General features: G+C 64.9%; 22 protein-coding genes and 1 tRNA gene. 11 read left to right on the top strand and 12 right to left on the bottom strand.

Annotated elements, in window-relative coordinates:
* The first annotated feature begins 199 nt into the window (after positions 1-199).
* From ACOYYX_RS13315 to ACOYYX_RS13300, 4 genes are all read left to right on the top strand, one after another.
* Positions 200-658: a hypothetical protein gene (locus ACOYYX_RS13315; protein ID WP_422930389.1), complete on the top strand. Its 459-nt coding sequence runs from the start codon at positions 200-202 to the stop codon at positions 656-658.
* Positions 659-744: 86 nt separating this feature from the next.
* Complete coding sequence (locus ACOYYX_RS13310; RefSeq protein ID WP_422930388.1) at positions 745-1,953, top strand: ceramide glucosyltransferase; 1,209 nt, start codon at positions 745-747, stop codon at positions 1,951-1,953.
* A gap of 299 nt (positions 1,954-2,252) precedes the next feature.
* The gene (locus ACOYYX_RS13305) at positions 2,253-3,851 is read left to right on the top strand and encodes an ABC transporter permease subunit (RefSeq protein WP_422930387.1); all 1,599 of its coding nucleotides are present in this window, start codon (positions 2,253-2,255) and stop codon (positions 3,849-3,851) included.
* Positions 3,848-4,594 carry an amino acid ABC transporter ATP-binding protein gene (locus ACOYYX_RS13300; protein WP_422930386.1) on the top strand — a complete coding sequence of 249 codons (747 nt, stop codon included), beginning with the start codon at positions 3,848-3,850 and terminating at the stop codon, positions 4,592-4,594. Before ACOYYX_RS13305 ends, ACOYYX_RS13300 begins: the two co-directional genes overlap by 4 nt.
* A 78-nt stretch (positions 4,595-4,672) precedes the next feature.
* Here the strand turns inward: ACOYYX_RS13300 and ACOYYX_RS13295 are convergent, their stop codons facing one another.
* The 8 genes from ACOYYX_RS13295 to hpnC all read right to left on the bottom strand — a co-directional run bounded on the left by ACOYYX_RS13295 (position 4,673) and on the right by hpnC (position 12,793).
* A complete protein-coding gene (locus tag ACOYYX_RS13295; protein WP_422930385.1) occupies positions 4,673-6,049 on the bottom strand; it encodes a PFL family protein in 1,377 nt (458 codons plus the stop codon).
* The gene (locus ACOYYX_RS13290) at positions 6,036-6,635 is read right to left on the bottom strand and encodes a glycine cleavage system protein R (protein WP_422930384.1); all 600 of its coding nucleotides are present in this window, start codon (positions 6,633-6,635) and stop codon (positions 6,036-6,038) included. Before ACOYYX_RS13290 ends, ACOYYX_RS13295 begins: the two co-directional genes overlap by 14 nt.
* 137 nt (positions 6,636-6,772) lie before the next feature.
* Positions 6,773-7,207 carry a DUF423 domain-containing protein gene (locus ACOYYX_RS13285; RefSeq protein WP_422930383.1) on the bottom strand — a complete coding sequence of 145 codons (435 nt, stop codon included), beginning with the start codon at positions 7,205-7,207 and terminating at the stop codon, positions 6,773-6,775.
* 148 nt (positions 7,208-7,355) lie between these two features.
* Positions 7,356-8,786 carry a bifunctional folylpolyglutamate synthase/dihydrofolate synthase gene (locus tag ACOYYX_RS13280; protein ID WP_422930382.1) on the bottom strand — a complete coding sequence of 477 codons (1,431 nt, stop codon included), beginning with the start codon at positions 8,784-8,786 and terminating at the stop codon, positions 7,356-7,358.
* Entirely contained in the window at positions 8,783-9,181 is a 399-nt protein-coding gene (locus tag ACOYYX_RS13275) for a response regulator (protein WP_422930381.1), read from the bottom strand. The genes ACOYYX_RS13280 and ACOYYX_RS13275 overlap by 4 nt, the downstream gene beginning before the upstream one ends.
* 150 nt (positions 9,182-9,331) lie before the next feature.
* Entirely contained in the window at positions 9,332-10,864 is a 1,533-nt protein-coding gene (gene hpnE, locus ACOYYX_RS13270) for a hydroxysqualene dehydroxylase HpnE (RefSeq protein ID WP_422930380.1), read from the bottom strand.
* Positions 10,858-11,766: a phytoene/squalene synthase family protein gene (locus ACOYYX_RS13265; RefSeq protein ID WP_422930379.1), complete on the bottom strand. Its 909-nt coding sequence runs from the start codon at positions 11,764-11,766 to the stop codon at positions 10,858-10,860. The genes hpnE and ACOYYX_RS13265 overlap by 7 nt, the downstream gene beginning before the upstream one ends.
* Positions 11,767-11,806: 40 nt before the next feature.
* Positions 11,807-12,793: a squalene synthase HpnC gene (gene hpnC / locus ACOYYX_RS13260; protein ID WP_422930378.1), complete on the bottom strand. Its 987-nt coding sequence runs from the start codon at positions 12,791-12,793 to the stop codon at positions 11,807-11,809.
* Between the two features lie 295 nt (positions 12,794-13,088).
* Here hpnC and ACOYYX_RS13255 point away from each other — a divergent pair, with 295 nt between their 5' ends.
* Complete coding sequence (locus ACOYYX_RS13255; RefSeq protein WP_422930377.1) at positions 13,089-13,706, top strand: 3-keto-disaccharide hydrolase; 618 nt, start codon at positions 13,089-13,091, stop codon at positions 13,704-13,706.
* Between the two features lie 903 nt (positions 13,707-14,609).
* Complete coding sequence (locus ACOYYX_RS13250) at positions 14,610-16,148, top strand: trypsin-like peptidase domain-containing protein (protein ID WP_422930376.1); 1,539 nt, start codon at positions 14,610-14,612, stop codon at positions 16,146-16,148.
* Positions 16,149-16,250: 102 nt separating this feature from the next.
* Here the strand turns inward: ACOYYX_RS13250 and ACOYYX_RS13245 are convergent, their stop codons facing one another.
* Complete coding sequence (locus ACOYYX_RS13245; RefSeq protein ID WP_422930375.1) at positions 16,251-17,918, bottom strand: ion transporter; 1,668 nt, start codon at positions 17,916-17,918, stop codon at positions 16,251-16,253.
* A 371-nt stretch (positions 17,919-18,289) separates the two neighbouring features.
* Between ACOYYX_RS13245 and ACOYYX_RS13240 the strand changes: the two genes are divergently transcribed.
* The 3 genes from ACOYYX_RS13240 (at position 18,290) to ACOYYX_RS13230 (ending at position 20,537) form a co-directional block, all read left to right on the top strand.
* Complete coding sequence (locus ACOYYX_RS13240) at positions 18,290-19,204, top strand: MotA/TolQ/ExbB proton channel family protein (protein WP_422930374.1); 915 nt, start codon at positions 18,290-18,292, stop codon at positions 19,202-19,204.
* 75 nt (positions 19,205-19,279) lie between these two features.
* Positions 19,280-19,714 (top strand): ExbD/TolR family protein, encoded by a 435-nt coding sequence (locus tag ACOYYX_RS13235; RefSeq protein WP_422930373.1) that lies wholly within the window; start codon positions 19,280-19,282, stop codon positions 19,712-19,714.
* A gap of 97 nt (positions 19,715-19,811) precedes the next feature.
* Positions 19,812-20,537 (top strand): DedA family protein, encoded by a 726-nt coding sequence (locus ACOYYX_RS13230; protein WP_422930372.1) that lies wholly within the window; start codon positions 19,812-19,814, stop codon positions 20,535-20,537.
* 109 nt (positions 20,538-20,646) lie between these two features.
* On the opposite strand, the gene ACOYYX_RS13225 is transcribed toward ACOYYX_RS13230, so the two are convergent.
* Both ACOYYX_RS13225 and ACOYYX_RS13220 read right to left on the bottom strand, forming a co-directional pair.
* Positions 20,647-20,943: a type II toxin-antitoxin system prevent-host-death family antitoxin gene (locus ACOYYX_RS13225; protein ID WP_422930371.1), complete on the bottom strand. Its 297-nt coding sequence runs from the start codon at positions 20,941-20,943 to the stop codon at positions 20,647-20,649.
* Positions 20,944-21,082: 139 nt separating this feature from the next.
* Positions 21,083-21,155 (bottom strand) — tRNA-Ala (locus ACOYYX_RS13220).
* A 64-nt stretch (positions 21,156-21,219) separates the two neighbouring features.
* Here ACOYYX_RS13220 and surE point away from each other — a divergent pair.
* Both surE and ACOYYX_RS13210 read left to right on the top strand, forming a co-directional pair.
* Entirely contained in the window at positions 21,220-21,921 is a 702-nt protein-coding gene (gene surE / locus ACOYYX_RS13215) for a 5'/3'-nucleotidase SurE (protein ID WP_422930370.1), read from the top strand.
* Positions 21,922-22,247: 326 nt separating this feature from the next.
* A complete protein-coding gene (locus ACOYYX_RS13210) occupies positions 22,248-22,841 on the top strand; it encodes an FKBP-type peptidyl-prolyl cis-trans isomerase (RefSeq protein ID WP_422930369.1) in 594 nt (197 codons plus the stop codon).
* Positions 22,842-22,974: 133 nt separating this feature from the next.
* Here the strand turns inward: ACOYYX_RS13210 and ACOYYX_RS13205 are convergent, their stop codons facing one another.
* The gene (locus ACOYYX_RS13205) at positions 22,975-23,469 is read right to left on the bottom strand and encodes a flavin reductase family protein (RefSeq protein ID WP_422930368.1); all 495 of its coding nucleotides are present in this window, start codon (positions 23,467-23,469) and stop codon (positions 22,975-22,977) included.
* Positions 23,470-23,479 lie beyond the last annotated feature (10 nt).

The raw sequence follows: 23,479 nt of genomic DNA, 5'->3' as shown, positions 1-23,479 counted from the left end.
TCCTAACCAGCGGCGAACCGCCTCTTTATACTCGACGAGATGACTCGTTCTTCGCCCAGAAACAGGACGTTTTCGGCCCCCGGTTATACCGAAGAATATGCTTGGTCGGATTCTCCGACACTAGTATAATGGGCGCAGGTTTCGAGGCAGCCACAGGAGGTCCGTAACACCCGAGGATCGGGTGGGAGCGCACGAAGGCATGTGGGTGACGACGTCCATCGGCCTGAGCTTGCTCCTCATCCTCAGTTCCGCCGACCCCGCGGCCGCCCCCAAGGCCGAGACCCTGACGCTGGCCGGGGAAGTCTGCGAGCTGGGTCCGGCTTTGCAAAACTTGCGATTGCCGTTCGATAGCGAACCAATCGCCAAGCAGGTCGTACTCAAGACCAGCGACAAGGCACTTCATCCGCTGATTTCCGACGAGGCGAGTCGAGCCCTGTTCCTCGATCGTCGGCTCCGCGACCGTCGAGCCGAGCTGAAAGTTCGTCGGTATCCGGGTCTTCCGTATCTCCAGGTCCTCACGATCCAGGTGGATTTCGACGGTAAACTCGGCATCCCCGAGTATTACTGCGAAGTGTGCACCATCAGTGTCCGGTCCCCCCAGACGTGTCCCTGCTGTCAGGGAGACATGGTTCTTCGAAGAAGGCCTGATTCTCGCTGAACGAAATCGTCGACAACGGGGTCGACATCGTTGCGTCTTGCGAGATTTGACCGTCGGCGGCGGGTTCCGCCGGGGATGTGCTTCTCATGCACTGGGTCAACGCCAACCTCCTTCTGGGGCTAGTTGCGCTGGTGGCCGTGACGACCACGTCGATTGGGATGATCGCGCTCTTCTGGGTCACGCGACGCCCCCGGAAGCTCGCCGACTACACGCCCCCCGTCACCATCTTCAAGCCGCTCAAAGGGGTAGACGAAGACCTCGAGGCGAATCTTCGGAGCTTCTTCCAGCTCGACTACCCGTGCTACCAACTCCTCTTCTGCGTGGCCGACTCGAACGACCCGGCGATCGAGGTCGTGAAGGACCTGCTCGAGGAGTTCCCCGACCACGACGCCTCGCTGATCATCGGTTGCCCCGTCTTCGGCTTGAACCCGAAGGTCGAGAGCCTGGCCGCTATGGCCCGCTACCGCAAGCACTGCACCATCCTGATCAGCGACTCCAACGTCAAGGTCCGCCCCGAATATTTGCGCGAGACCGCCTGCTATCTCGCCGAGCCGGGCGTCGGGCTCGTGACGAACCTCTTCGTTGGGGTCGGCGAGACCCAGATGGGGGCGGTGCTCGAGAACCTGCAGCTTAACGGGTTCATCGCCGGCGGCGTGGCCGCGGCCTCCCTCATGCGGATCACCTGCGTCGTCGGCAAGTCGATGCTCATGCCGGTCCGTACGCTCGAGGCTATTGGCGGGTTTGCCGGGGTCCGCAACCTGCTCGCCGAAGACCAGGTCATCGGCATGCGTGTGCGCAAGGCCGGTTACTCGATCCGGCTCAGCCACCATGTCATCGAGAATGTGAACCAGTCCCGCGAGTTCTCCTGGTTCTTGAACCGCCACTCGCGCTGGTACAAGATCCGTCGCCAGCTTGCCCTGCCGGCGTTCCTCATCGAGCCGTCGGGCAACCTCGGGACGGTGGGCCTGGTCTGGGCCCTCTCCGGTGAGTCGGGGCTCGCCTGGGGCGGCCTGCTCGTGCTCGTCGGCCTCGGATTCTTCCGGGATGCCGTGCAGACGAAGCGGCTCCGGGGGACGTTCCCCAAGCTCCGGCACCTGCTCCTCAGCCCGCTCAAGGATCTCTTCCTTTTGCCCGTCTGGTTCGACGCGCTGGTGAACAAGCGGGTCCACTGGCGAGGCCATCGTTTCCTCGTCGGCCGGTTCACGAGACTCCGGCTCGCCCGCGTCCCGCGCACGGTCCGACGGCGGGTCCGGCGGGTCCGGCGCCTCCGCACTCAGAACGGGCAAAAGCCCTGATTCGGCATCAAGCCCTCAACGTGTTCGCGAGCATTTGTCGATAAAGCCTCGGTTGACGGATTTCGGCCATTGGCGCAAGCTCGGCCGCCGTTGAGATCGAGACTGACAATCCTCACGAACATTTCTTCTCGGTTGCCTGTCTGCATACCACCCGGGCGTCATCGCTCCCAAGTGCCCTGCCCCGCCCCGATTCCAAGAGGTTGTCTGCAAACCTTGGAACGGGCAAGCTTTCGGGCTGAGCGTTGACGACCGAGGGTGTCCGCATCGCCAGGCAACCCCGAGAAGAAAGAGGTTTCTTGATGGAAGAACACCCTGCGTCCTCGGAATCCGAGGGTTCCCTCAGCTCCGATTTCCCCGCCCCCCGCGCGTCCTGCGCCAACCTGTCAACACGCACCCTTCACCGGCTCCTCGGCGTCTTTGCCCTCCTCTCGATCTGCACTCCACAGGCAAAGGCCGACGCCCTGGCCAACATCCAATCGTCGGGCAAGTTGAGCTACGGCAGCGACAAGGAAGGGGGTGGCCCTTACGCCTACCCCAACCCCAAGGCGCCTCGCGAGGTCATCGGCTTCGAAGTAGAGCTGATGGAGGAGCTCGCGAAGACCCTGAACGCGAAGGCTGAGTTCTCGCAAGGCCCCTGGGACCGCCTGCTCAAGGTCCTCGACACGGGGTCGGTGGACGTCGTCACCAACGGCTACGAATGGACCGAAACCCGCTCGCGCGAGTATCAGGTGACGCGCCCGTACTATGTCTATCAACTGCAATTGATGGTAGATCGGTCGAGCCCCCTCCAATCCTGGGACGACGTCCGAAAGCCGAAGCCGAATGGGCGGCGCTGGCGGGTCGGCGTGCTGGTTAGCTCGGCCGCGTTCATCTTCGCGCAGGAGTCCGGCGGGTCGTCGGTCGAGGTCGTCCCCTTCGACGGATCGACCGACGCCATGAACGCGGTCGGCAGCGGCCAGATCGACGCGACCTTGCAGGATCTCCCTGCGGCGATCTTCTATCGCGACCGGTTCCCGAACCTGAAGTTCGCGGGCAAGCCCGAGGGCCACGGCTACTATGTCATCTTCCTCCGCCAGGAGGATCGCCCCCTGCGCGACGCCCTCGACAAGGGGCTCGAGTCCCTGATCCAGTCGGGGAAGCTGCGAACCATTTACGAACGCTATGGGGTCTGGAACGAGGCCCAGGGCGAGCTGGCGACCTGGAACCCGGGACAGTTCGTCGCCAAGGGAGAGGCTGCGGCCAGGGGCTGGCGCTTGATCTGGCAGTATCGCCCGCTCCTGATCGACGCCACGTTGATGACGATCCTGCTCTCGCTCTCGTCGATGCCGCTGGCGATGGTGCTCGGTCTGTTCGTGGCGCTCGGGCGGCTTTACGGCCCGAAGCCCGTGCAATGGATCATGTCCTTGTATGTCGAGATCCTGCGCGGGACCCCCTTGATGCTCCAGCTCTTCGTCCTCTTCTACCTGCTGGAGCTGCCGGCGCTGGTGGCGGGGATCGCGGGGCTGGCGATCAACTACTCGGCCTATGAGGCGGAGATCTACCGCGCGGGCATCCAGGCGATCCCCGCGGGGCAGATGGAGGCCGCGCTGGCGCTCGGGATGTCCCGCAGCATGGCACTGCGACGCGTGATCGTGCCGCAAGCCGTCCGGATCGTGATCCCGGCGGTGACGAACGACTTCATCGCCCTGTTCAAGGACACGTCGGTCTGCTCGGCGATCACCCTCGTCGAGCTGACGAAGCAATACTCGATCCTAGGCAACAGCACGGGGCGCTGGATCGACTTCGCCGTCATCACAGCATTCCTTTACATGACCATGAGCATCCCCTTGTCGTGGTTGTCGCGCTACTCCGAAAGCCGGCTCGATGCCATCGGCGCGAAGGGAGGGGTGCCCGCATGATCGACGTGCAAGACCTCGTGAAGCGGCATGGCAACCTCGAGGTGCTCCGAGGGGTCTCCCTCTCCGTCAACCCGAGCGAAGTGGCCGCGATCATCGGCCCTTCGGGGGGCGGCAAGAGTACCTTCCTGCGCTGCCTGAACGGGCTCGAAACCTTCCAGGGGGGCAGCGTCTCGGTCGACGGCCATCGCCTCGTGGCGACGACCACGAACCTCGAGCGGACGAGGATCCTGGCCCAGGTCCGCCGTCGCGTGGGGATGGTCTTCCAGAGTTTCAATCTCTTCCCGCACCGATCGGTGCTCGAGAACGTCATCGAGGGCCCGATCCACGTCCGGGACGTTCCCAGGGAAAAGGCCGAGGAAGAGGCGAAGCGGCTCCTGGGCCGCGTCGGCCTCGCCCACAAGCTGAACGCCCGCCCGAGGCAGCTCTCGGGGGGCGAACAGCAGCGCGTGGCAATCGCGCGGGCATTGGCGATGGAACCGCGGGCGATCCTCTTCGACGAGCCGACGAGCGCCCTCGACCCTCGGATGACGGCTGAGGTCCTCGCGGTGATGGCCGACCTCGCCCGCGACGGGCTCACCATGATCGTCGTGACCCACGCGATGCGCTTCGCCCGGCAGGTCGCGAACACGATCCATGTCTTCGGGCAGGGCAAGGTCGTGGAGTCGGGCCCGCCTATCCAGATCTTCGAAGCTCCCCGGCACGAGGCCACCCGCGCCTTGCTGGCCGAGGCCCAGTCGTCCTGAAATCGAAATCGCCTGACCCGGCGACCAGGCCGGGTGAGGCGACTCATTTCCTTCGATGACCTTCGAGCGTCCCGCCCGTCAGTTCTTGAGGCTCGACAGCGGCGCGGGGATCCGGCCGCCGTGGCGGACGAACTGGGTACTGCCCCCGGCGGCGTGGATGGGCAGGATCGCCATCTCGCCGAAGAGGCCGCCGAACACGGCGCGATCGCCCGCGACCTTGCCCGGAACGGGGATCACGCGAACAGCCGTCGTCTTGTGATTGATAACCCCGATCGCGACCTCGTCGGCGATGAGCGCCGCGAGCGTCTCGGCATCGGTGTCGCCCGGGACGGCGATCATGTCGAGCCCGACCGAGCAGACGGCGGTCATGGCCTCGAGCTTGGAGAGTGTCAGATCCCCCCGCTCCACCGCATCGGCAAGGGCCGCGTCTTCGCTCACGGCGATGAACGCGCCCGAGAGGCCGCCGACGGAGGACGAGGCGAAGCTCCCCCCCTTCTTCACCGCGTCGTTCAGGAGCGCGAGCGCGGCCGTCGAGCCGGGAGCTCCGATCCGGAGGACCCCCATCGCCTGGAGGATCTCGCCGACGCTGTCGCCCACCTGCGGGGTCGGGGCCAGCGAGAGGTCGACGATCCCGAAGGCCACGCCGAGGCGGCTGGCCACCTCGCGGCCGATCAGCTCGCCAACGCGGGTGACGCGGAAGGCCGTGCTCTTGATCTCCTCGGCGATCTCCCCCAACGTGGGGACGACCGAGGCATGAGTCACCATGTCCTCGATGGCCGCCTTGACGACGCCGGGGCCGCTGACGCCGATGTTGATGACGCAGTCGGGTTCCCCCGCGCCATGGAAGGCACCGGCCATGAACGGGTTGTCGGTCGGCGCGTTGGCGAAGATCACGAGCTTGGCGCAGCCGAAGCCGTCGTGCGACCGGGTCCGCTCGGCCGTCTCGACCAGGACGTGCCCGAGGGCCAGGATGGCATCCATGTTGATGCCCGCCGCCGTCGTGCCGACGTTGACCGAGGCGCAGACGCGGTTCGTCGTCGAGAGGACCTCGGGGAGCGCGGCGATCAGGCGGCGATCCCCCTCAGTCCAGCCTTTCTGGACCAGGGCGGTGAAGCCGCCGACAAGGTCGACGCCGACTTCCGCGGCCACTTCGTCGAGGGTCCTCGCGACGGCGAGGATCCCCTCGGCGTCATGGCCGGCGGCGACCGACGCGACGGGGCTGACCGCGATCCGGCGATTGACGATGGGGATGCCGTAACGCCCCTCGACCTCCTGGCAGACCGCCCGGAGCCGGCTCGCGAACGTGAGGAGCCGCTCGCGGATGAGCTTGCAGAGCGTGGGGAGGTCGGGCGAGGCGCAAGGCGAGAGGTCGATCCCCATGGTGACCGTCCGCACGTCGAGCTTGTGCTGACGGATCATGCCCAACGTGGCGAGAACATCCTCAGTGCGGTACAACGGCGTCTCCTTGTGGTCTCAGGGCGGGGCCGACGCGAACCGGGCTCGGCTCGCTCGTGGCCAGGAAGATATTCTCGTGCTGGACGTAGGCGTCGAGCCCGTGGTCCCTGCCGTAGCGTTCGAGCTCGGCGCGGATGGTCGACGGGCCGAGTTCGGGGGGCAGGAACGCCTCCATCACCATGGCGAACTTGGAACCGTCGCCGCGGGAGTGCAGGTCGACGATGTTCACGCCGTGCGCCGCGAGGCAGCCAGCGATGCCGTGGACCTGGCCGGGGCTGTCCTCGCCCAGGACGGTGAGGATGAACCGCTCGCCGTCGGGAACCGGCGTCTCGATCTCCGAATCCTTGGCCTCGAGCACGGCCACGGTCAGCTCGAAGCGCTTGCCGCGCTCGGTGATCGTCTTCGCCAGCTCGGCCGCGTCGCGGGGCTCCTGGAAGTCGACCGCCAGGATGATCGTGAAGTAGCCCCCCATGACCGTCTGGCTCAGCTCGAGGATGTTGCCCTTCTGATCTCGGAGCGTGCCCGCGACGGAGAAGACGATCCCCACGCGATCCGCTGCCGTCACCGTCACGATGTATTTGTGCATACCGAACCTGAGGTGTTGAATATCCTCGAATAGGCGCGAGGCACGCCATCGAATCGTACACACTTGCGTTCAAAAAAGTGAGCGAGTTCCTACCCACCGCGGCTTGAAATTTCCGGGAGAGGCTCGCCGCCGCCCAATCAAGGGGCCGCGATCGTCCCCGAGGCCCGCCCCGCCGCCAAGGCCAGCGCGACCCAGCCGATGAGGAAGGCGACGCCCCCGAAGGGAGTGATCGCACCCAGCCAGCGCTGGCCGGTCAGCGAGAGCACGTAGAGGCTCCCCGAGAAGAGCAACGTGCCGATGAGGAACGACCATCCCGCCGTATTGAGGCCGACGGACGAGCCTCGGCTCATCGCGATCAGGCCCACCGCGACAATCGCCAGGGCGTGGTACATCTGGTAGCGCGAGGCCGTCTCGAAGTTCTCCAGCAGACGCTGATTGCCGGCCCGGACTTCGAACGAGTCCGACTCGCGCAGCGGGTACTTGTCCCTCAGCGAATGCGCCCCGAATGCCCCCAGGGCGACGGAGAGGAAACCCAGGATCGCCCCGATCCGGAGCCAGGTCTGACCACTCATGGATGATCCTCGAAAACAGGGCCGGGACCGAAGCCGGACGCGGCGACGACCATCGTCGACCGGGCGGGCGATTCGGGCCGATGAGGGCGCCCGGGCGGATTCTCGCGGCTCGCGCCCGCCCGGCGATGGTCGCGGGCCACTTGCATGATCAAGAAACCGCGCGAATGGCATTCGGATTTGCCGATTCTTTCAGGAGGAGCGCGCGGGTCTCGGCCGCGAGGAACAACGAGCCCGTGACGCAGATGAGGCCGCCTTTGGGGGTGTTCTCCCTGGCCTTCGCCAACGCCTCAGACGGGTCGACAGCCAGCGTGGCCTCGCGCCCGTCGAGTTGCCGGATCGCCTCGCGGATCTCCTCGGGCGGGACCGACCGCGGATTCTCGTGATACCGCGTCGTGATGAGCGAGTCGAAGTGCGGCAGGAGGGCCCGCAACTGCCCGGGCAGGTCCTTGTCCTTGGTCGTGCCGAAGACGAGCGTCCTCGACCCCTCGGGGAAGCAGTTCAACAACGTCGCGGCCAGGGCCTCGGCCGAGGCGACGTTGTGGGCTCCGTCGACGACGAGCCAGGGGGCCTCGCCCAGGACCTCGATCCGAGCCGGCGAGGCGAGCCCGGAGAAGCCGCGGAGGACTCCTTCGCGAGAAAGATTCCACCCCTGCTCCGCCAGGATGTCGATGCCGGCGAGGGCCACCGCGGCGTTGCGAGCCTGATGGGGCCCGAACAGCGGCAGCTCGAGCGGCCCCCAGTTCGTCCGCCAGGTCGAAACCGTGACTTTCCCCGCGGAGGGGCGCCGCAGGGGCTTCCGAGGGGGCTCATATTCATATTCGAAGTCGCGTTCGACTTCGCGAAGGTCGCAGCGACGCCGATCGGCGATGGAACGGATCACGTCACGCGGCTCGGGCAGGGTCACGCCGCTCACGGCGGGCACGCCACGCTTGAGGATACCGGCCTTCTCGAAGGCGATCGCGGCGAGGGTGTTGCCGAGCTGCTTCGTGTGGTCGAAGGAGATCGACGTGATGACGGCGAGTTCAGGGTGGATCGCGTTCGTCGAGTCGAGCCGGCCCCCCAGGCCCACCTCGAGCACGACGGCCCCGACCTTACGCCTGGCGAAGTGCAGGAGCCCCATCGCCGTCGTCATCTCGAAAAACGTCGGCCCGCGGGCCTGCTCGGAGGCCCAGCGCTCGTCGAGTTCCTCGATGGTCGGGCGGACCGCGTCCGTCAGCTCGATCAGCTCCTCGGGAGTGGCCTCCTTGCCCTCGACCGTGAACCGCTCCTCGAGCCGATGGATGTGGGGCGAGCAGAAGAGGCCCGTGCGGATCCCCGAGGCCGAGAAGGCCGAGGCGAACATCGTCGCCGTGGACCCTTTCCCCTTGGTCCCCGCGACGTGGACGATCTTGAGGGCGTCCTGCGGATCCCCCAGCATCTTGAGGAGTCGGCGCATCCGGCTGATGCGGAGCTCGCCCACGAGCCTCGGCATGCCGGACCATTCGTAATTGAGCCGACCGTAGAGAAAGTCGAGCCGTTCCTGATACGCGTCGAGCATGTCGGGCCCGAGTGGGTCGGCTCCCCCTGGTGTCGTCGTCATTGGGTGTCGGGGGAAACCTTCGCCTCGTCCTGGCCCAGGAGTGCCGTCAGGCGCGCCTGCAGCTCCTTGAGCGAGGCGGTCTTGAGCCAGTAGTCGGTCACGCCGACGGCAAACCCCTCGAGGCGGGTGTCGGAATCGCCGATGTTTGAAAGCATGACGACCTTTACATTGATGGCCCGGGGCTCGTGCCGCAGCCGCTCCAGGACTTCGAAGCCGTTGAGCTTCGGCATCCAGACGTCGAGCAGGAGCAGGCTCGGCTCGGCTTCCAGCACGAGCTTCACCGCGTCCTCGCCGTTCTCGGCCTCGAACACCTCGTATCCGATCGCGCGGAGGTAGGAGCCGTAGACCAGTCGGAGATCGGACTCGTCGTCGGCCAGGACGATGCGCGACCTCATTGGCGAAAACTCTCTCGCCCCGACGCCACGTCCCTCACCTCACCATGACGAGGAACCAACGGGCGACACGAGACACTCCAATCTTATCGAAGCCGCCTCCGGCTCGCCACTCCGACCCATTCGACTTGACCGATCGCCGCGAGGGGACCATCAAGGCACGGGGGTCGATTGCGGGCGTTGCGTCCCCTCGCTCGGCCACGTCGGCGCGGCCTGCGAGCGAGGCCGAGGCCGGGCCGGGCTGAAGCCCCGCCGATCACTGCTCAGGAGCCGGCTCGCCCACCATGAAGACGGCAAGTCGGGCTGGACCAGCGAGGCCGGGCAGCCGAGGTCCTCGAGGATCCCTTCGGCCGCGAGGTAGCCGCTGCGGACCGCCCCTTCCATCGTCGCCGGCCAGCCGGTGTTGGTCCAATCGCCCGCGAGGAAGAATCCTTCGATCGGGGTCCGCTGATCGGGGCGGCACGCCTCGACGCCGGGACGCACCGCGAACGTGGCCCCATGCTCGGTCACGACCCGGGAACGCACCAATTTCGCGTCGCGGGCGGCAGGCCAGATCTCGGCGAGTTCGTCGAGGACCGTGGCGAGGATCGTCGCGTTGTCGAGCGGCAAGAGGTCGTAGGCGGCCGAGATCACGAGCTGCAGGTACTGCCCCCCCTCCCCCGACGCCCCTCGCCCCTGGATGGCCGTGTGGTTGAAGACCCACTGGATCAGCCGGCCCACCGTGACGACGTGCTCGAACGGGCAAACCTCGCGGTCGAACCAGAGGTGGATCCCGGTAATCGGCGAGGACGTGAGCCCCTCGGCCCTCGGCAGGTCGGGCAGCCGCTCGGCCACCTGGCCCGAAATCAGGCTCCGGACCCGGTCGAATGGCACGGTGAGTACGACGAAATCCGCGCGGATCGTCTCGCCCGAGCGGAGCGTGACGCCCGCGAGGCCATTCTCGGGGTTCACATCGATGGAGCGGACCCCGGTCGTCAGCCGGACGTCGACCTCGTGGTCGCGCAGCCAGGTCTCCATCCTCGAGCCGTAGAGCTCGCCCAGGGGGACCAGCGGGATCTCCATCTGATACCCCTCGGCATTCCTCATGAAGCCGTCGAGGAAGACCTTGCGGGCATGGCCGACGTCCATCTGGTCGAGCCGCTCGTTGAGAGCCGAGACGAGGACGGTCGACCAGTAGAGGTTGATCGACCGCACCGATTGCCCGTGCCGCAGGAGCCATTCGCCGAAGGGCTCGCCGGGTCGGTCGTCGCGATCGCGTGCCAGGCACATCAGGCCATAGGCGACCCGGATCTTGTCGCCCCAGCTCAGATACTTGCTGCCCAGGAAGCTCTCGGCCAGATGGAAGGGCGCCGGGAAGAAGCCCGGCTGCAACGCCGAGACCCGGCCGTCGGTCCCGAGGAAGACCAGGCGCTTCTCGGGCCGGAAGAGGTGCTTCGTCCCCACCCTCCGGCAGAAGTCGGTCAGATTTGTGCAGCACCGCATGCTGACATGCTGACAGTTATCGACCGGCTCGTTGGAGGCGGGGTCGTGGAACGAGCTGGCACGCCCCCCGAGGCGAGGCCGGCTCTCGATCAGGCTAACCTTGAGCCCGCGATCAACCAGGACCGACGCGGCGGCTAGGCCGGCGAGCCCCCCCCCGACGATGACGACGTGTGGCGGCGGCGGGCGCCAGGACGGGGTCAGCACCGGGGTAGCTCCGTGCCGGCGGCCGACGCCGAAGAGCGGGCCAGGCGCGTCCCGAGCGATCCCAGGGCGATCGCCAGCTTCCGCCACTTGGGGAGGCTGACCCTCTGCGACATCACGTCGAAGTCGCGGCGGATGATCTCGCGGAGCAAGGCGTGGTAGATCCCAGCGATCGTCGCCAGCACCGGGCGACCGACCGGCGATACCAGAGGCCCGAGCAACTTCGCCTGCTCATAGAGGGCGGAGGCCCGCTCGGCCTCGAAGGCGACCAGGGCGCGGACGCGGTCGTTCGGGGTGGTGGCGAGGAGATCCTCGGGCTGCACCCCGAACCGCTCCATGTCCTCCTCGGGGAGATAGATCCTGCCGAGCTCGGCGTCCTCCCGGATGTCGCGTAGGATGTTGGTGACTTGCAGGGCCACGCCGCAGGCCTCGGCATAATCCTCGGCGCGTCCCCCTTCAGAACGAAAGCCCCAGATATGAATGCAGCAGAGGCCGACGGCCGAGGCGACCTTGTCGCAATAGCCTCGCAGGTCTTCGAAGGTCGGGAACCGCCGGGGTTCGAGGTCCATCTCGACGCCGTCGATCACCGCTTCGATATAGCGCCGGGGGATCGCGTGACGCCTGACGGTATCGGCGAGCGCCGCGAGACCCGGCCAGTCGGCGCCGGGCGAGCCGGTCAAAGCCCGGTCGATGCTGGCTCGCCAGTGGTCGAGGGCGGCTCGCTTGACCTCGAGGGTCCCGGCCTCGTCCACGAGGTCGTCCGTGTGCCTCGAGAACGCGTAGAGGGCGCACATCGAGCGTCGGAGCGTGGGCGGGAGGAGCACGAAGCTGTAGTAGAAGTTCCGGGCCTCGCGCCGAGAGAGATCGGCGCAGAAGCGATAGCTCGTCTTCAAGGCGTCATCCATGGCGACCCATCCTCTCCTCGACCCTTTCCTCAACCCTTCGTCAGCCACCGACGTGCCGACCGGGGACCGAGCAGGGATCGGACGTGAACTCCGCGAGTGGATCTTGCGAGCCCGGGACCGATTTCGGGGCCTTCGAGAGCCCGAGATACGCCCGCACCAACAGCGCCACCTTTTGCCACTTGCTCAACTTGGGCCGAGAGCTCCAGACGTCAAAACGCTGCTCCTCGATCTTGTCGAGGATAGCCAGCCCGCCGAGCGAGAACAGGTCGACGTCGACGGCCAGGGCCCGAGGCATCCTGGGGACCAGCGCCCGACCGTGCTCCAGGAGCATCCGGGCCCGGCCGACCTCGAACTCGAGCAGTTCCGCAAACGCCGGGGTGAAACGCCTGGCGTGCAGATCCTCGTCCGAGTATCCGAATCGGATCCGAGACTCGCGAGGCAGGTAGATCCGCCCGATCGTGAGGTCTCGGCCGACGTCCTGCCAGAAATTCGCCAGTTGCAGGCCGGTGCAGGTCGCGTCGGAGAGCCTGGCATTCGTCTCGTCGAAGCAGCGGGCCAGGTACAGCACGAGGTGGCCGACGGGGTTCGCCGACCTCGTGCAGTAGTCGAGGAGTTGCGGGAAGGTCTCGTATTCGACGACCGTCTGGTCCTGCACGAAGGCGGAGATGAGGGCCTCGAAGGGGTCGATCGGGATCGCGAATTCCTCGATCGTCTCGGAGAGGGCCAGCATCACCGGGTGATGGGCCTTCCCCCGATAGACCGCCCGCAACTCATCTCCCCACCAGGCGAGCAGCTCTTTAGAACGGACGGGGTCGCCGACCTCATCGCCGAGGTCGTCCGACCATCGGCAGAAGGCGTAGATGCTGCGGAAGGCAGGGCGCAGGTCCTTCGGGGTGAGCCAGGTGACGACGCTGAAGTTCTCGTAGTGCGACGCCGTGAGTTTGGCGCAATAGTCACGCGCCTCGACTCGGGTCATCTCGTAGGAGGCGTCCGGCCCGTAACGTTTCAGCTCGTCCGTAAACGTCATTCCGTCACAACCTGACTCGGCGATCGCTCGCACCAGCTCGAAGGAAGGGAATCCGACGACTCGCCATGATTCTAGTCATGCCCGCCGAGGGTTGCCAGCGCTCAGGGGGCCGAATCACAGCCTCGGCCTCGTTGCGAACGCCGATCCCATCTCCTTATCTCGTCGGAGCCTGGTGATTGACCCGGTTCCGCACCCCCGTCACAATCTTGCCTCAGTGCGACGGCGCTATATCGAACGAAACCGATGCGCCGCAGTCCGACATAACTGAACACAGTCGCAAAAGGGGAGACACCTCATGCATCGAATCGGCCTTGCCCTCGCCCTCTTCGTCTCGCTGTCGGGCGCGAACCTCCGCGCCGACGACGGGAAGTTCCACCCGATCTTCAACGGCAAGGACTTCACCGGCTGGGTCACCCCCGAAGATAAGACCCTGTTCACCGTTGAAAATGGCGAGATCGTCGGCCGCACCAAGTCCGTCGACCACCTCAAGAAGAACGAGTTCCTGGCCACCGAAAAGCCCTACGGCGACTTCGTCCTCAAGGCCAAGGTAAAGTTGCGCAACGGCAACTCGGGGATCCAGTTCCGCAGCACCCGCACCGACGACGGCGTCGTGGCCGGCCCGCAGGCCGACGCCGCCGAGGGCTACTGGGGCCTGCTCTACGAGGAACGCCGCCGAGGCATCCTCGAGCAGTACGACCCGAAGAAGGCCGAAGCCCTGATCAAGAAGAACGACTGGAACGACTTCGTCATCACCTGCAAGGGCGACCACCTGACGATCGACATCAACGGCACCCGGGTCATCGACCGGACCGACCCCAAGTTCGACAAGTCGGGCATCATCGCCCTTCAGGTCCACGTCGGCCCCGCGATGGAAGTCCGCTACAAGGACCTCGAGATCAAGACCCTCGACTGACCTGCCTTCCGGGACCATTTCGGCGAAGCTAATCCAAACCTCGGCCCGGCTCGACCTCCTCGAGTCCCGGCCGAGGTTTTCTCGTTGACTGTGATCCTCGAAATCCCGCCTTCGATCGGAGGCTTGCCACCGCCCTTCAACGGCACCAAGTCGCCTCGACTGCCCCACCCGACCAAGCAGAAACATCCACTTTCTTGGGCAAATGAGCACAAGCCTGCCTGCGGGGCCTTTCTCGCCTAACGGGGAGAGATCGCGATCGCCGCGCGGATCTTATTTTCCCGAGGAATCCCCCGATCGCGACGTCCGGAACCTCGGCCCGAAAAGCCCCTTCGAATTTTCCGTCGAAAGCTCAATGAAGCGGCAGAATTTGCCGATAACTGATCTGGTACTCCATGCCTACTCCTAGTAAAAGGGGCCAACCGCGGTGAACGCGATCCCCTCCGTTCGCAGAGTGGACCCAGACGGAGTTGCTGGGTCGGTCGGACTCAGGGATGTCGCGATCACGTCGGCACTGACGGGAAGGCCTCAAGGATTGAGAGGTCCATCCGTCGGGACGTGGGCTTCCACGAAGGTGGCTCACGGGGTCCTCATCGCGAGGCCCACCCAAGGAAGGGTCGGGGTTTGGCTCCGACACGTCTATCACCCTCGCGCCACTCATCTTCCTCACTTGGCAGGTTTGTCCGTCACAGCGGACGCGGACCGTAGCGGTCCCACGCCCCCTGGATCCGTCCGGGATGGCGGGAATCGCGCGGATCGTACCCCCTCCTCGCGCTCAAAGGCCCATACACCTTGGAGTTTCTTCGTCTTACCCGAGACACGGACCCCCGCGCCTATGCGGCTTGGGGACAAGTGCGTTCCGGTGCGAGCCGAGGAGCCGTTCTGGCGGAAAGGAGTCCAAGCGGCATGACGATCGCTGCCCTGTTACTCGCCCTGATCGCCACACCGGGCGCCGAGACGAACGGCGAGCCGGTCCTACTCGACTTCCACGCTTCTTGGTGCGGTCCGTGCCAGCAGATGCGCCCCGTCGTCAAGCGTCTGATGGAGAACGGCTATCCCATCAAGTCGATCGATACCGACCAGAATCCCAGGCTCGCCAAGCGTTACAGCGTCACGAGCGTGCCCTGTTATATCGTGATCGACGGCGAGGGCAACGTCCTCGACCGTTCGCTCGGCACCAAGAGCGCCTCCGACCTCGCCGAGTTCTATCGCTCGGCCCGCTCCAAGACCGTCCCGCTCGAGAAGGCGAGGTCGGATGAGGAGGTCGCCGCCGAGGATGAGGAGGAAGAGGCCGAGGAATCGAGCCCGCCCGTGACGCGCCGTGTCGCGGCCTCCGCCGACGAAACCGGTCGCGTCAACCCGCTCCCCTGGGAGACCGTCGTCCGGATCAAGGTCCACGGCAACGGCATGATCGGCTTCGGCTCCGGCACCATCATCGCCAGCGACGCCGAGGAGTCGATCATCCTGACCTGTGCTCACATCTTCAAGACGGAGGGTAAGCCGAATGTCCGCCCCTCGCAGTTCAAGCAACGGATCACGATCGACCTCTTCGACGGCAAACTGACCAGCAAGGATCAACCCCAGGTCCATCCGATCGAGACGGTCGAGGGCTGGGCGATCGACTACGATTTCAACCGCGACGTCGGCCTGATCCGGATCCGCCCGGGTCGTCGCCTCCCGTTCGCCAAGGTCGTGCCCCCGAACTGGCAGCCTCAGAAGGGCGCCACGATGACCACGGTCGGCTGCTCGCTCGGAGCGGATGCCACCGCCTGGACAACCCATATCCGCTCGCCCCAGGCCAGGCTCAACGTCAGCCCGAACTATGAGGCGATCGAGTGCGACTATGCCCCCAGGCAGGGGCGATCGGGCGGCGGTCTCTTCACCGAGTCGGGCTATGTGGCGGGGGTCTGTGACTTCGCCGAGCCTCAGAACAACGTCGGCTACTATGCAAGCCCGAGGTCGATCTATACGATCCTCGATAAGAACAACATGATGGCCTACTACAACCCGGCCTTGCGTCGCAAGGACGCCCCGATCCTGGCCAAGAACTCGAGGCCGAACCGCAAGACGAAGGATGAGCCGATCATCCGGGCCCAGTCTCAGGAGGGCGAGGAATCGGATCAGGTGATGGTCCCGGCTCCCGAGCTCCTCGGCGTCTCGACCCCTCGCGTCGCCCAGAACCAGCAGCGTTCCACGGCCAGGGGATCGAAGTGGCAGAGGCCGAAGGGCTCGACGGCCGGCCAGGATGACTCCTTGCAGACCGAGGCAGTGGACCACACGATGTCCGCCGCCACCGACCAAGACCACTTCGCCCAGTTCGAGGACAAGTCGGCCGAGAGCGAGGCCGAGACCGTCACGCAGAACAAACGCCCCAACATCAAGGCGAAGAACGGCTGGAAGGCCGTCCGGACGATCCCCGAATTCGAGACGGCGACCGCGAACTGAGGTCGTCGATCATCAGCTGAGACCATGAAAACCTGGCCGCCCGTCGAGTCGAACGCTTGACGGACGGCCAATTTCATTTCGAAGGCGGCCGAGGAGCTTCGCTCACTTGTGCGTGTCGAAGACGGGCGCCGCGCCAACCGGATGATCGCCCGAGAGGAGTCGATCGCACCAGCGGATGTACCCCTGGCTCGACGCATCGCCGCGGGGGCGCTGGCTGTCGGCGACCAGGAACAGCTCGCGAGCCTTGACGTATTCCTGGGCCTCGAAGGCTTCCAGGGCCGAGTGGAACGTCTTGATGAACTCCCCTTCCCCATGCTCGTCCCGATCGAACGCCTCGTAGACCTTCAGCGGGGCCGACTTCCCCACGACCCGGATCCTCCCCCAGCGCCTCCAGAGAATGTCGTCGCGATCGTTGCAGAGCTTGTGCGTGTACTCGCAGAAGAGGTTGCTGGTGCCGCACTGGGCGCTCGCGGGCTCGAGCCTCGCGGCGAGGTTCACCGCATCGCCGAGGATCGTATAAGAAAGCCTCCCGCTCGTGCCGAAGGCCCCGATCAGGCAGTCGTCCCCCGAGGCACCGCCAATCTTCACGTTGTGGAAGTAGGGATCATCCAGGTCGGCGAGGGCCTTCGTGCTCGCCAGCGTGGCCCTGACCACGCGATAAGCGTGCTCGGCGGGGTTCCCGGTCACGAGCGGCCCGCCCCGGAAGCTCATGATGGCGTCGCCGATGAACTTGTCGATGATCACGTCGTGCTTGACGAGTTCGCCGACGACCCGGTCCATCGCCTGCTCGAGGTGCTTCGAGAGGAGGTCCGGGTCGTGCGCCAGCTCCTCGCAAGTCCTGGTGAAGCCGGCAAAGTCCATGAAGACGATCGTCGCCGGCATCCGGCTCTTCTTGGTGTAGGCCCCCGGATCGACCACGAACTGGTCGGCCACCTGCTTCGGCAAAGCCAGGTTCAGGAGCCCCCGGAGCTGCGCCTGGGTCACGTCGAGCTGGTGATAGGCGATGATGTACATCAGGAAGAGCATCGAGAGCATCATCCCGATGATGACGAAGAACTCAATGAGGTCGGAGAGGTCGTCGATCGGCTGGAGGTCGAAGTAGACGGTCATCGGCCGGCCGTCGAGCTTTGCGGTGCGCTCGATGTAATTATCCCCGTCGGGCTCGACCAGCGTGCCCCCGAGCGTCCGAAGCAACGACGGCGTCAGCCCATCCTTGATCTCGCGGTCGATCTTGTCGATGTGACTCGTCTCCATCTGGCGGCGCGTGACCACGATGAATACGAGCACGGTGATCGTCATGCCGACGAGACCCATGCTCATATAGTGGTGCAACCTGTTGTTCCCGCGCCTGCTCGCCCCCTCGTCCATGAACGCGTCGAACGCGGGGATCGTCCTCAAGGCGCGGAGGATCCGCAGCCCCCTGAGGATCCGAAGGATGCGGAACGCCCTCACGAAGCGGATGACCCGGAGCGGCCTGACTCCATTGGCGACCGCGTCGAGGAAGGGTAAGCAACTGATGAGGTCGATCAGGAACCAGGGAGTTTGGATGTACGACGTCCCGTAGACATAGAGCTTGAGCCCGAGGTCGAAGACGAAGACCGAGTCGATGAAGATGGTGACGTAGACGAGCCAGGGACTGTCGATGTCGACGAAATTCAGCAAGTCCAACAGGTAGAAGAACATCGTCAACACGGCCAAGGCCACCAAGGGCTTGTCCATCCAGTCGACGATGCGTTCCCAACGTTCGGTATCAGGTCGCGAGGTTTGCATTCGTGCTGCTGTCTCGGTAGATCGGGGAAACCCAGACCACTATCCAAACTCTGACAACCGACGCCGTCAAAATCAACGCAGCATGTTTTGGGAAGTGCCCCGCCCGCCGCGTCAGGGCTGAGGCCTCTACGTCCCCGAAAGCGGTTCGCGTCGCTGAGGAACGCTCGGAAGGAACCCCGGCAAACTCATTCGAGGCGATCGCGGGTAACACCACAAGTCAAGGGCGTTGCGATTGACAGGAGCCTCCCAGACGATAGAATCGCGGCCTGCGTTTTGACGTGATCCGAGGTTTCTGCGCGCGCAAGGTGCCGCCCTAGGATGGTCGTTCGCTGGCGTGAGTCTGGCCGGCGGTTCCATGGAGGAAACTCGTGATGGTCCGCTCGAGCCGCCCAGCGACGGTTGGGCTCCTAACCCTGCTGCTGCTCTCCGCGGTCTTCGCGGGGAGCCCCCGGTCGCAGGAACCCGGCACGCTCAAGGTCGACCCGAGCACCCCGAAGGCCTCGGCCTCGGGAGAGCCCGCGAGAGCGAAGGTCGCCAAGGGGGCGGGCACCTCGAAATCGAGCATGGGAGGTGGGGTCGGGCGCGAGAGCATCCTCAAGCTCGTCACCCAGGCCAACCCGATGGTCTGGCTCCTGGGCCTCTGCTCGATCGTCACCCTGGGCTTCACCCTCGAGCGTATGATCGCCCTCCGTCGAGAGCGGGTCATCCCGCGAGACTTCGTCAGTCGCTTCCTCGAACGCCTCGAAAGCGGCAAGCTCGACAAGGACCGCGCGGCCGAGCTTTGCAAGGCGAATGAAAGCTCGATGGCCCGGGTCTTCGCGATGGTGGTCAGCTACTGGGGACAACCATCGGCCGTCATCCGCCAGGCCCTCGGCTACGACGCTGCCGGGGAGCTCTCCGACCTCAAGCGCAACGTCCGCGTGCTCAATGGAACCGCGACCCTCGCCCCACTCCTCGGCCTGCTCGGGACCGTGATCGGCATGATCCAGTCCTTCGACGCGCTCGGAGGCCGGGTCGGCCCCGCCAAGGGGGAGGCCCTCGCCAAGGGGATCAGCCTGGCCCTCGTCACCACCGCGCTCGGACTCGGGATCGCGATCGTCTCGGTGGTGGCCTATTACTATCTGCTCAATCGCGTCGACGTCCTCGTCCGCGACCTCGATGAGCGCGCCCGGCAGGCGATCGACCTCGTCTCCGCCGAGTCGATCCGACCCGCGAGCCTCGCCGAACGACGCCCGAACATGATTCCCCCCGGCGACATGTCCCGACAGGAGTCGCGGATCCACTGACCCCGTCCGTCGTCGACACGCACCCAGACGCGACGATCCTTCCCAGTTCGCATGTTGGCCGGAGGCCAGTGCCCGATGCTCTCGGATCGCCATCAGGTTGACGAGCTACCCCACATCAACATGACTCCCATGGTGGATGTGGTCCTCTGCTTGCTCGTCTTCTTCATGGCGGCCACGCGTCTGTACGACTGGGAAGAGAACGAGTTCATCGTCACCGTCCCGCAAGTCGCCGAGGCCGCACCTCTCACGGCGGCCCCCGACGACCTCGTGCTGACGATCCTCAAGCCGGGCTCCGTCGCCGTCGGCGAGACCATCTATGAGCTGGCTCCTCTGACAAACATGCTCACTCAAGCCCGAGAACGCTATGAGGATCAGGGGGTGGTGATCCGCGGCGATGCCAACCTGAACTATCAAGACCTGGCCGACGTCCTCTCCGCCTGCGACAAGGCGGGCATCCGCAATGTGCGCCTGCCCGTGAGGCCTCGCGAGAACGATCCCAAGGGCAAGTGATCGCCCCGACTTCTTCCTACCTCGTTCCATTCACGACCAATACAATCCCGACTTGAATTCGAATCAATCGGCTTCGACGACCTTTAGGGGATAGCGGATGGATTTTCTGCGACAGCTTCTTCAGACCCTGATGCACCTGGACCAGGAGTCGATGAACAGCCTGGCGACGATGGTCGGGCCCTGGCTCTATGTCATCCTGTTCCTGATCGTCTTCGCCGAGACAGGGCTGGTGGCGCTCCCCTTCTTGCCGGGCGACTCCTTGCTCTTCGCCGTCGGGGCACTCGCCGCGCACCCGAGCTCGCCGATCAGCATCGTCTGGGTCACCGTCCTGCTGATCGTCGCGGCCATCGTCGGCGATGCCGTGAACTACGCCATCGGCTACTTCCTCGGGCCGAAGGTCTTCGCCAGCGAGAAATCGCGCCTCTTCAACAAGAAGCATCTGCTCGAAGCCCAGAGCTTCTACGACAAGTACGGCGCGAAGACGATCATCCTCGCCCGGTTCATCCCCATCGTGCGCACGTTCGCCCCGTTCGTGGCCGGCATTGGGCGCATGAACTACGCGAAGTTCGCGGCCTTCAACATCATCGGCGGCGTGACCTGGGTGGTGCTGTTCCTGCTGGGAGGCTGGGGCTTCGGCGGGTTGCAGAGTGTCCAGAAGAACTTCAAGCTCGTCATCGGAGCGATCATCGTGATCTCGGTCCTGCCGGCCGTGATCGAGATCCTTCGCAATCGGATGAAGCGCGGGCACGCAGTTCCCGAGTCGACCGTCGTCGTGACGAACACCGACGCCGACCAGGCACCGGCCGTCAGCTCGAATCCGTGACACTCGCCTCACGTTCACAAAGCTCAGGAAACAACTCGAGCGACGTACTTCCCGGGGTTAAAACCCGGGGAGGTGTCGCTCGATTCGCTGACAGTTGCTTGTCTGAGTGTCACTTGGATTTCTGGTCGAGGGCTCGCTCGAGGTCGTCGAGAGGCATGGAGTTCAGCTTCCCGCCGAGCAGCGCACTGAGTTGCAGCCCGACCAAAGCCTCGCTAGGGCTCTTGCCGTCGATGACCATATTCAGGTAAGGTTCGGCACCCACTAACACGGCGCGTGGCTTACCATGCACCGTGAGGACGTACCGGACATTATCGTTTTCGAGCTCGCGTAGAATGCCGGGCAGGTTTTGATGCAGCTCGCGGCTTCCGATTATACGTACGGGAGACTCTGGCGATTTATCCACCATGAACTGCAGTCCCCCACCCTGGAAGGGCGAATTGCCCTGTCTGCGATAAACCCAGATGTGCCTGGGAAGGCGATCGAAGTGATCAGAGAAACTTCGCTAACGAGTGTTAGTGCAGGTCAAGGTGACCTGCCGAAGCGAGTGGAGGATAGGGGACTTGAACCCCTGACCTCTTGCATGCCATGCAAGCGCTCTCCCAACTGAGCTAATCCCCCTCACGAGGAATAATGTATCAGGCCTAGGTGGGCGTGTCAACGACCTGGAGAAAAGAGACTCAAAGTGGCCAACGAAACGACGGTTGTCCTGGTCCTCACCAACGATGACGGGGTCGACGCCCCGGGCATCGCCGCATTGCACGACGCAGCCAAAAACAAGGGGCGCAGGCACGTGGTCGCCCCCGCGGGGCCATATTCGGGATGCGGCCATCGCGTGACAACGCACGAGCCAATTTTTATCCAAAATCGTGGCGAAGACGTCCACGTCATCGAGGGTACACCCGCCGATTGCGTCCGTCTCGCGGTCCATCACCTCGAACCAAATCCGGGTTGGATCCTCTCGGGGATCAACGCGGGGGGCAATCTGGGGGTCGACGTCTACCACTCGGGCACAGTCGCCGCCGTCCGGGAGGGCGCGATCCACGGATTGCCCGGGATCGCCATCTCTCATTACATAGCGAGAGGACGCGCCATCGACTGGACGAGGGCGAGGAACTGGGCCGCCCGCATCCTCGATCAGCTCATGAAGGAGCCCATTGTGCCGGGGACCTTCTGGAACGTGAACTTTCCTCACCTACTCCCCGAGGCGCCCGAGCCTGAGATCATTTTCTGTGAGCTGGACCCGTCCCCTCTGCCCCTCGGATTTCGGCTCGAAGGGAACGGGGCGACCTATTGCGGCGATTATCATTCGAGGGCCAGGCGAGCGTCGGGCGACGTGGAGATCTGCCTAAGCGGTCAGATCGCCGTCTCGTTGCTGCGAATTTGATCGTGTCGGGTGCGGAGGGTGCGAACGGGTCTGGCCGAGACGGGACGGCGACCGGCATAATAGGTCTTCTGCGCCGCCAGGCCAGTTCGATCGCAGGTTGGCCTTCGGCCGCAATGAGATCGGGCGCAGCCGCGTCGCGGGGCCTTCGGGGCCCGACCGTTCGGAGTCCGCCTTCTTGCATCCTTGTTATTGCAATGCCTTTGCACTCCGATAGGGTCGCCTCGATGCGCGTCGCCCGGAATCTTCGCCGGGCGTATCGGAGCTCAAGGCTGAATCAACTGTCGAAATTCAGGTACGACGCCGGCAACGGCGCGGAGGTCGTGTCGATGGCGATGTGGCGAGGTTTGTTTTTGGGCCTGGTCTGCCTGGGATTCGTGGGCTGCGGTGAGCCCCCCCAACTGAACCCGGTGGCACCGCCGGGGACCGAGCTCCCTCCCGTCCTCCCCGACTCGGAGAAGGAGCCGGCCGAGGCCCTCGGAGAGCAATCGCAATCGATCAAGACGTCGGAGGCCAACAAGGCCGAGATCCAGAAGAAGGAGCCTCAGAGCCTCCTCAAGCCGGCGCTCGCCACCAAGCCCGGCGAGACGCTGACGACGGCCGGCGGGGTCAAGTACGAGACCACCAAGGAAGGGACGGGGCCCGAGGTCAAGCTCGGCCAGCGCGTCCGCGTCCACTATACGGGGACGCTCGACGACGGGACGGTCTTCGACAGTTCCAGGAAGCGTAATGAACCCTTCCGATTCATCCTGGGCGTCCCCGGAGCGATCGACGGATGGCAGGAGGGGATCCTGGGGATGAAGATCGGCGAGCAGCGAAAGCTCGTCATCCCGCCGGCTCTGGGCTACGGGGATCAGGCCAACGGCCCTATCCCCGCCAATTCCACGCTCCACTTCGACGTGGAATTGATGGGTGTCGACTGAGTACGCTCCCAAGCAGTCGCTCAAAAATGTGCGCCCAGCCGGCATCCCTGGCTGGGCGTTTTCTTTTGACCATGATCCCGGAAATAGGCTCCGATCGCTCACCTAAACAGACGTGTCACGAAGTCCGTCATCCTCAGTAATGAAAACCGTTCCCTCGTACATGCAAGAATGGCTTCGTTCCCCGGGCAAATAACTCCCCCCCCACGACGCGTGCCAGGAAGATGATGTGGTCGGATTCTGCCAGGTGGGCCACGACCTCGGAGTCGAGGAAGGCCAGGGCTTCTTCGAGCACCGGGCCGCCCGAGGCCTCCTGCCGGACTTCGATCCCCTGGAATGCGTCGGAACCCGGCTCGAAGCCTCGCCCGAAGTGTCGGAGAAGCCCCTTGGCCCCGTCAGGGAGTTGGTTGAGGGTGAACTTGCCTGAGGCCTGGATCCAGTCGGCGACGAACCGATCGCGCTTAACGGCGACGGTCAGCATCGGGGGTTCGAAGCCCGCCTGCTGGACCCAGCTCGCGAGCATCCCTGTCGATCGGCCTTCCTTTCGAACGGTGAGGATGAAGAGTCCGCTCGGGATCTGTCCCAGCGCATGGCTGAGCCCATCGGGGTAAGGTCGAGGTGTCTCGGCCATGTGGATAAAA

The sequence above is a fragment of the Singulisphaera chitinilytica genome (genome assembly GCF_049331405.1).
In the GTDB taxonomy this organism is placed as follows: domain Bacteria; phylum Planctomycetota; class Planctomycetia; order Isosphaerales; family Isosphaeraceae; genus PoT.
This window is presented reverse-complemented; position numbering and strand designations above follow the sequence as displayed.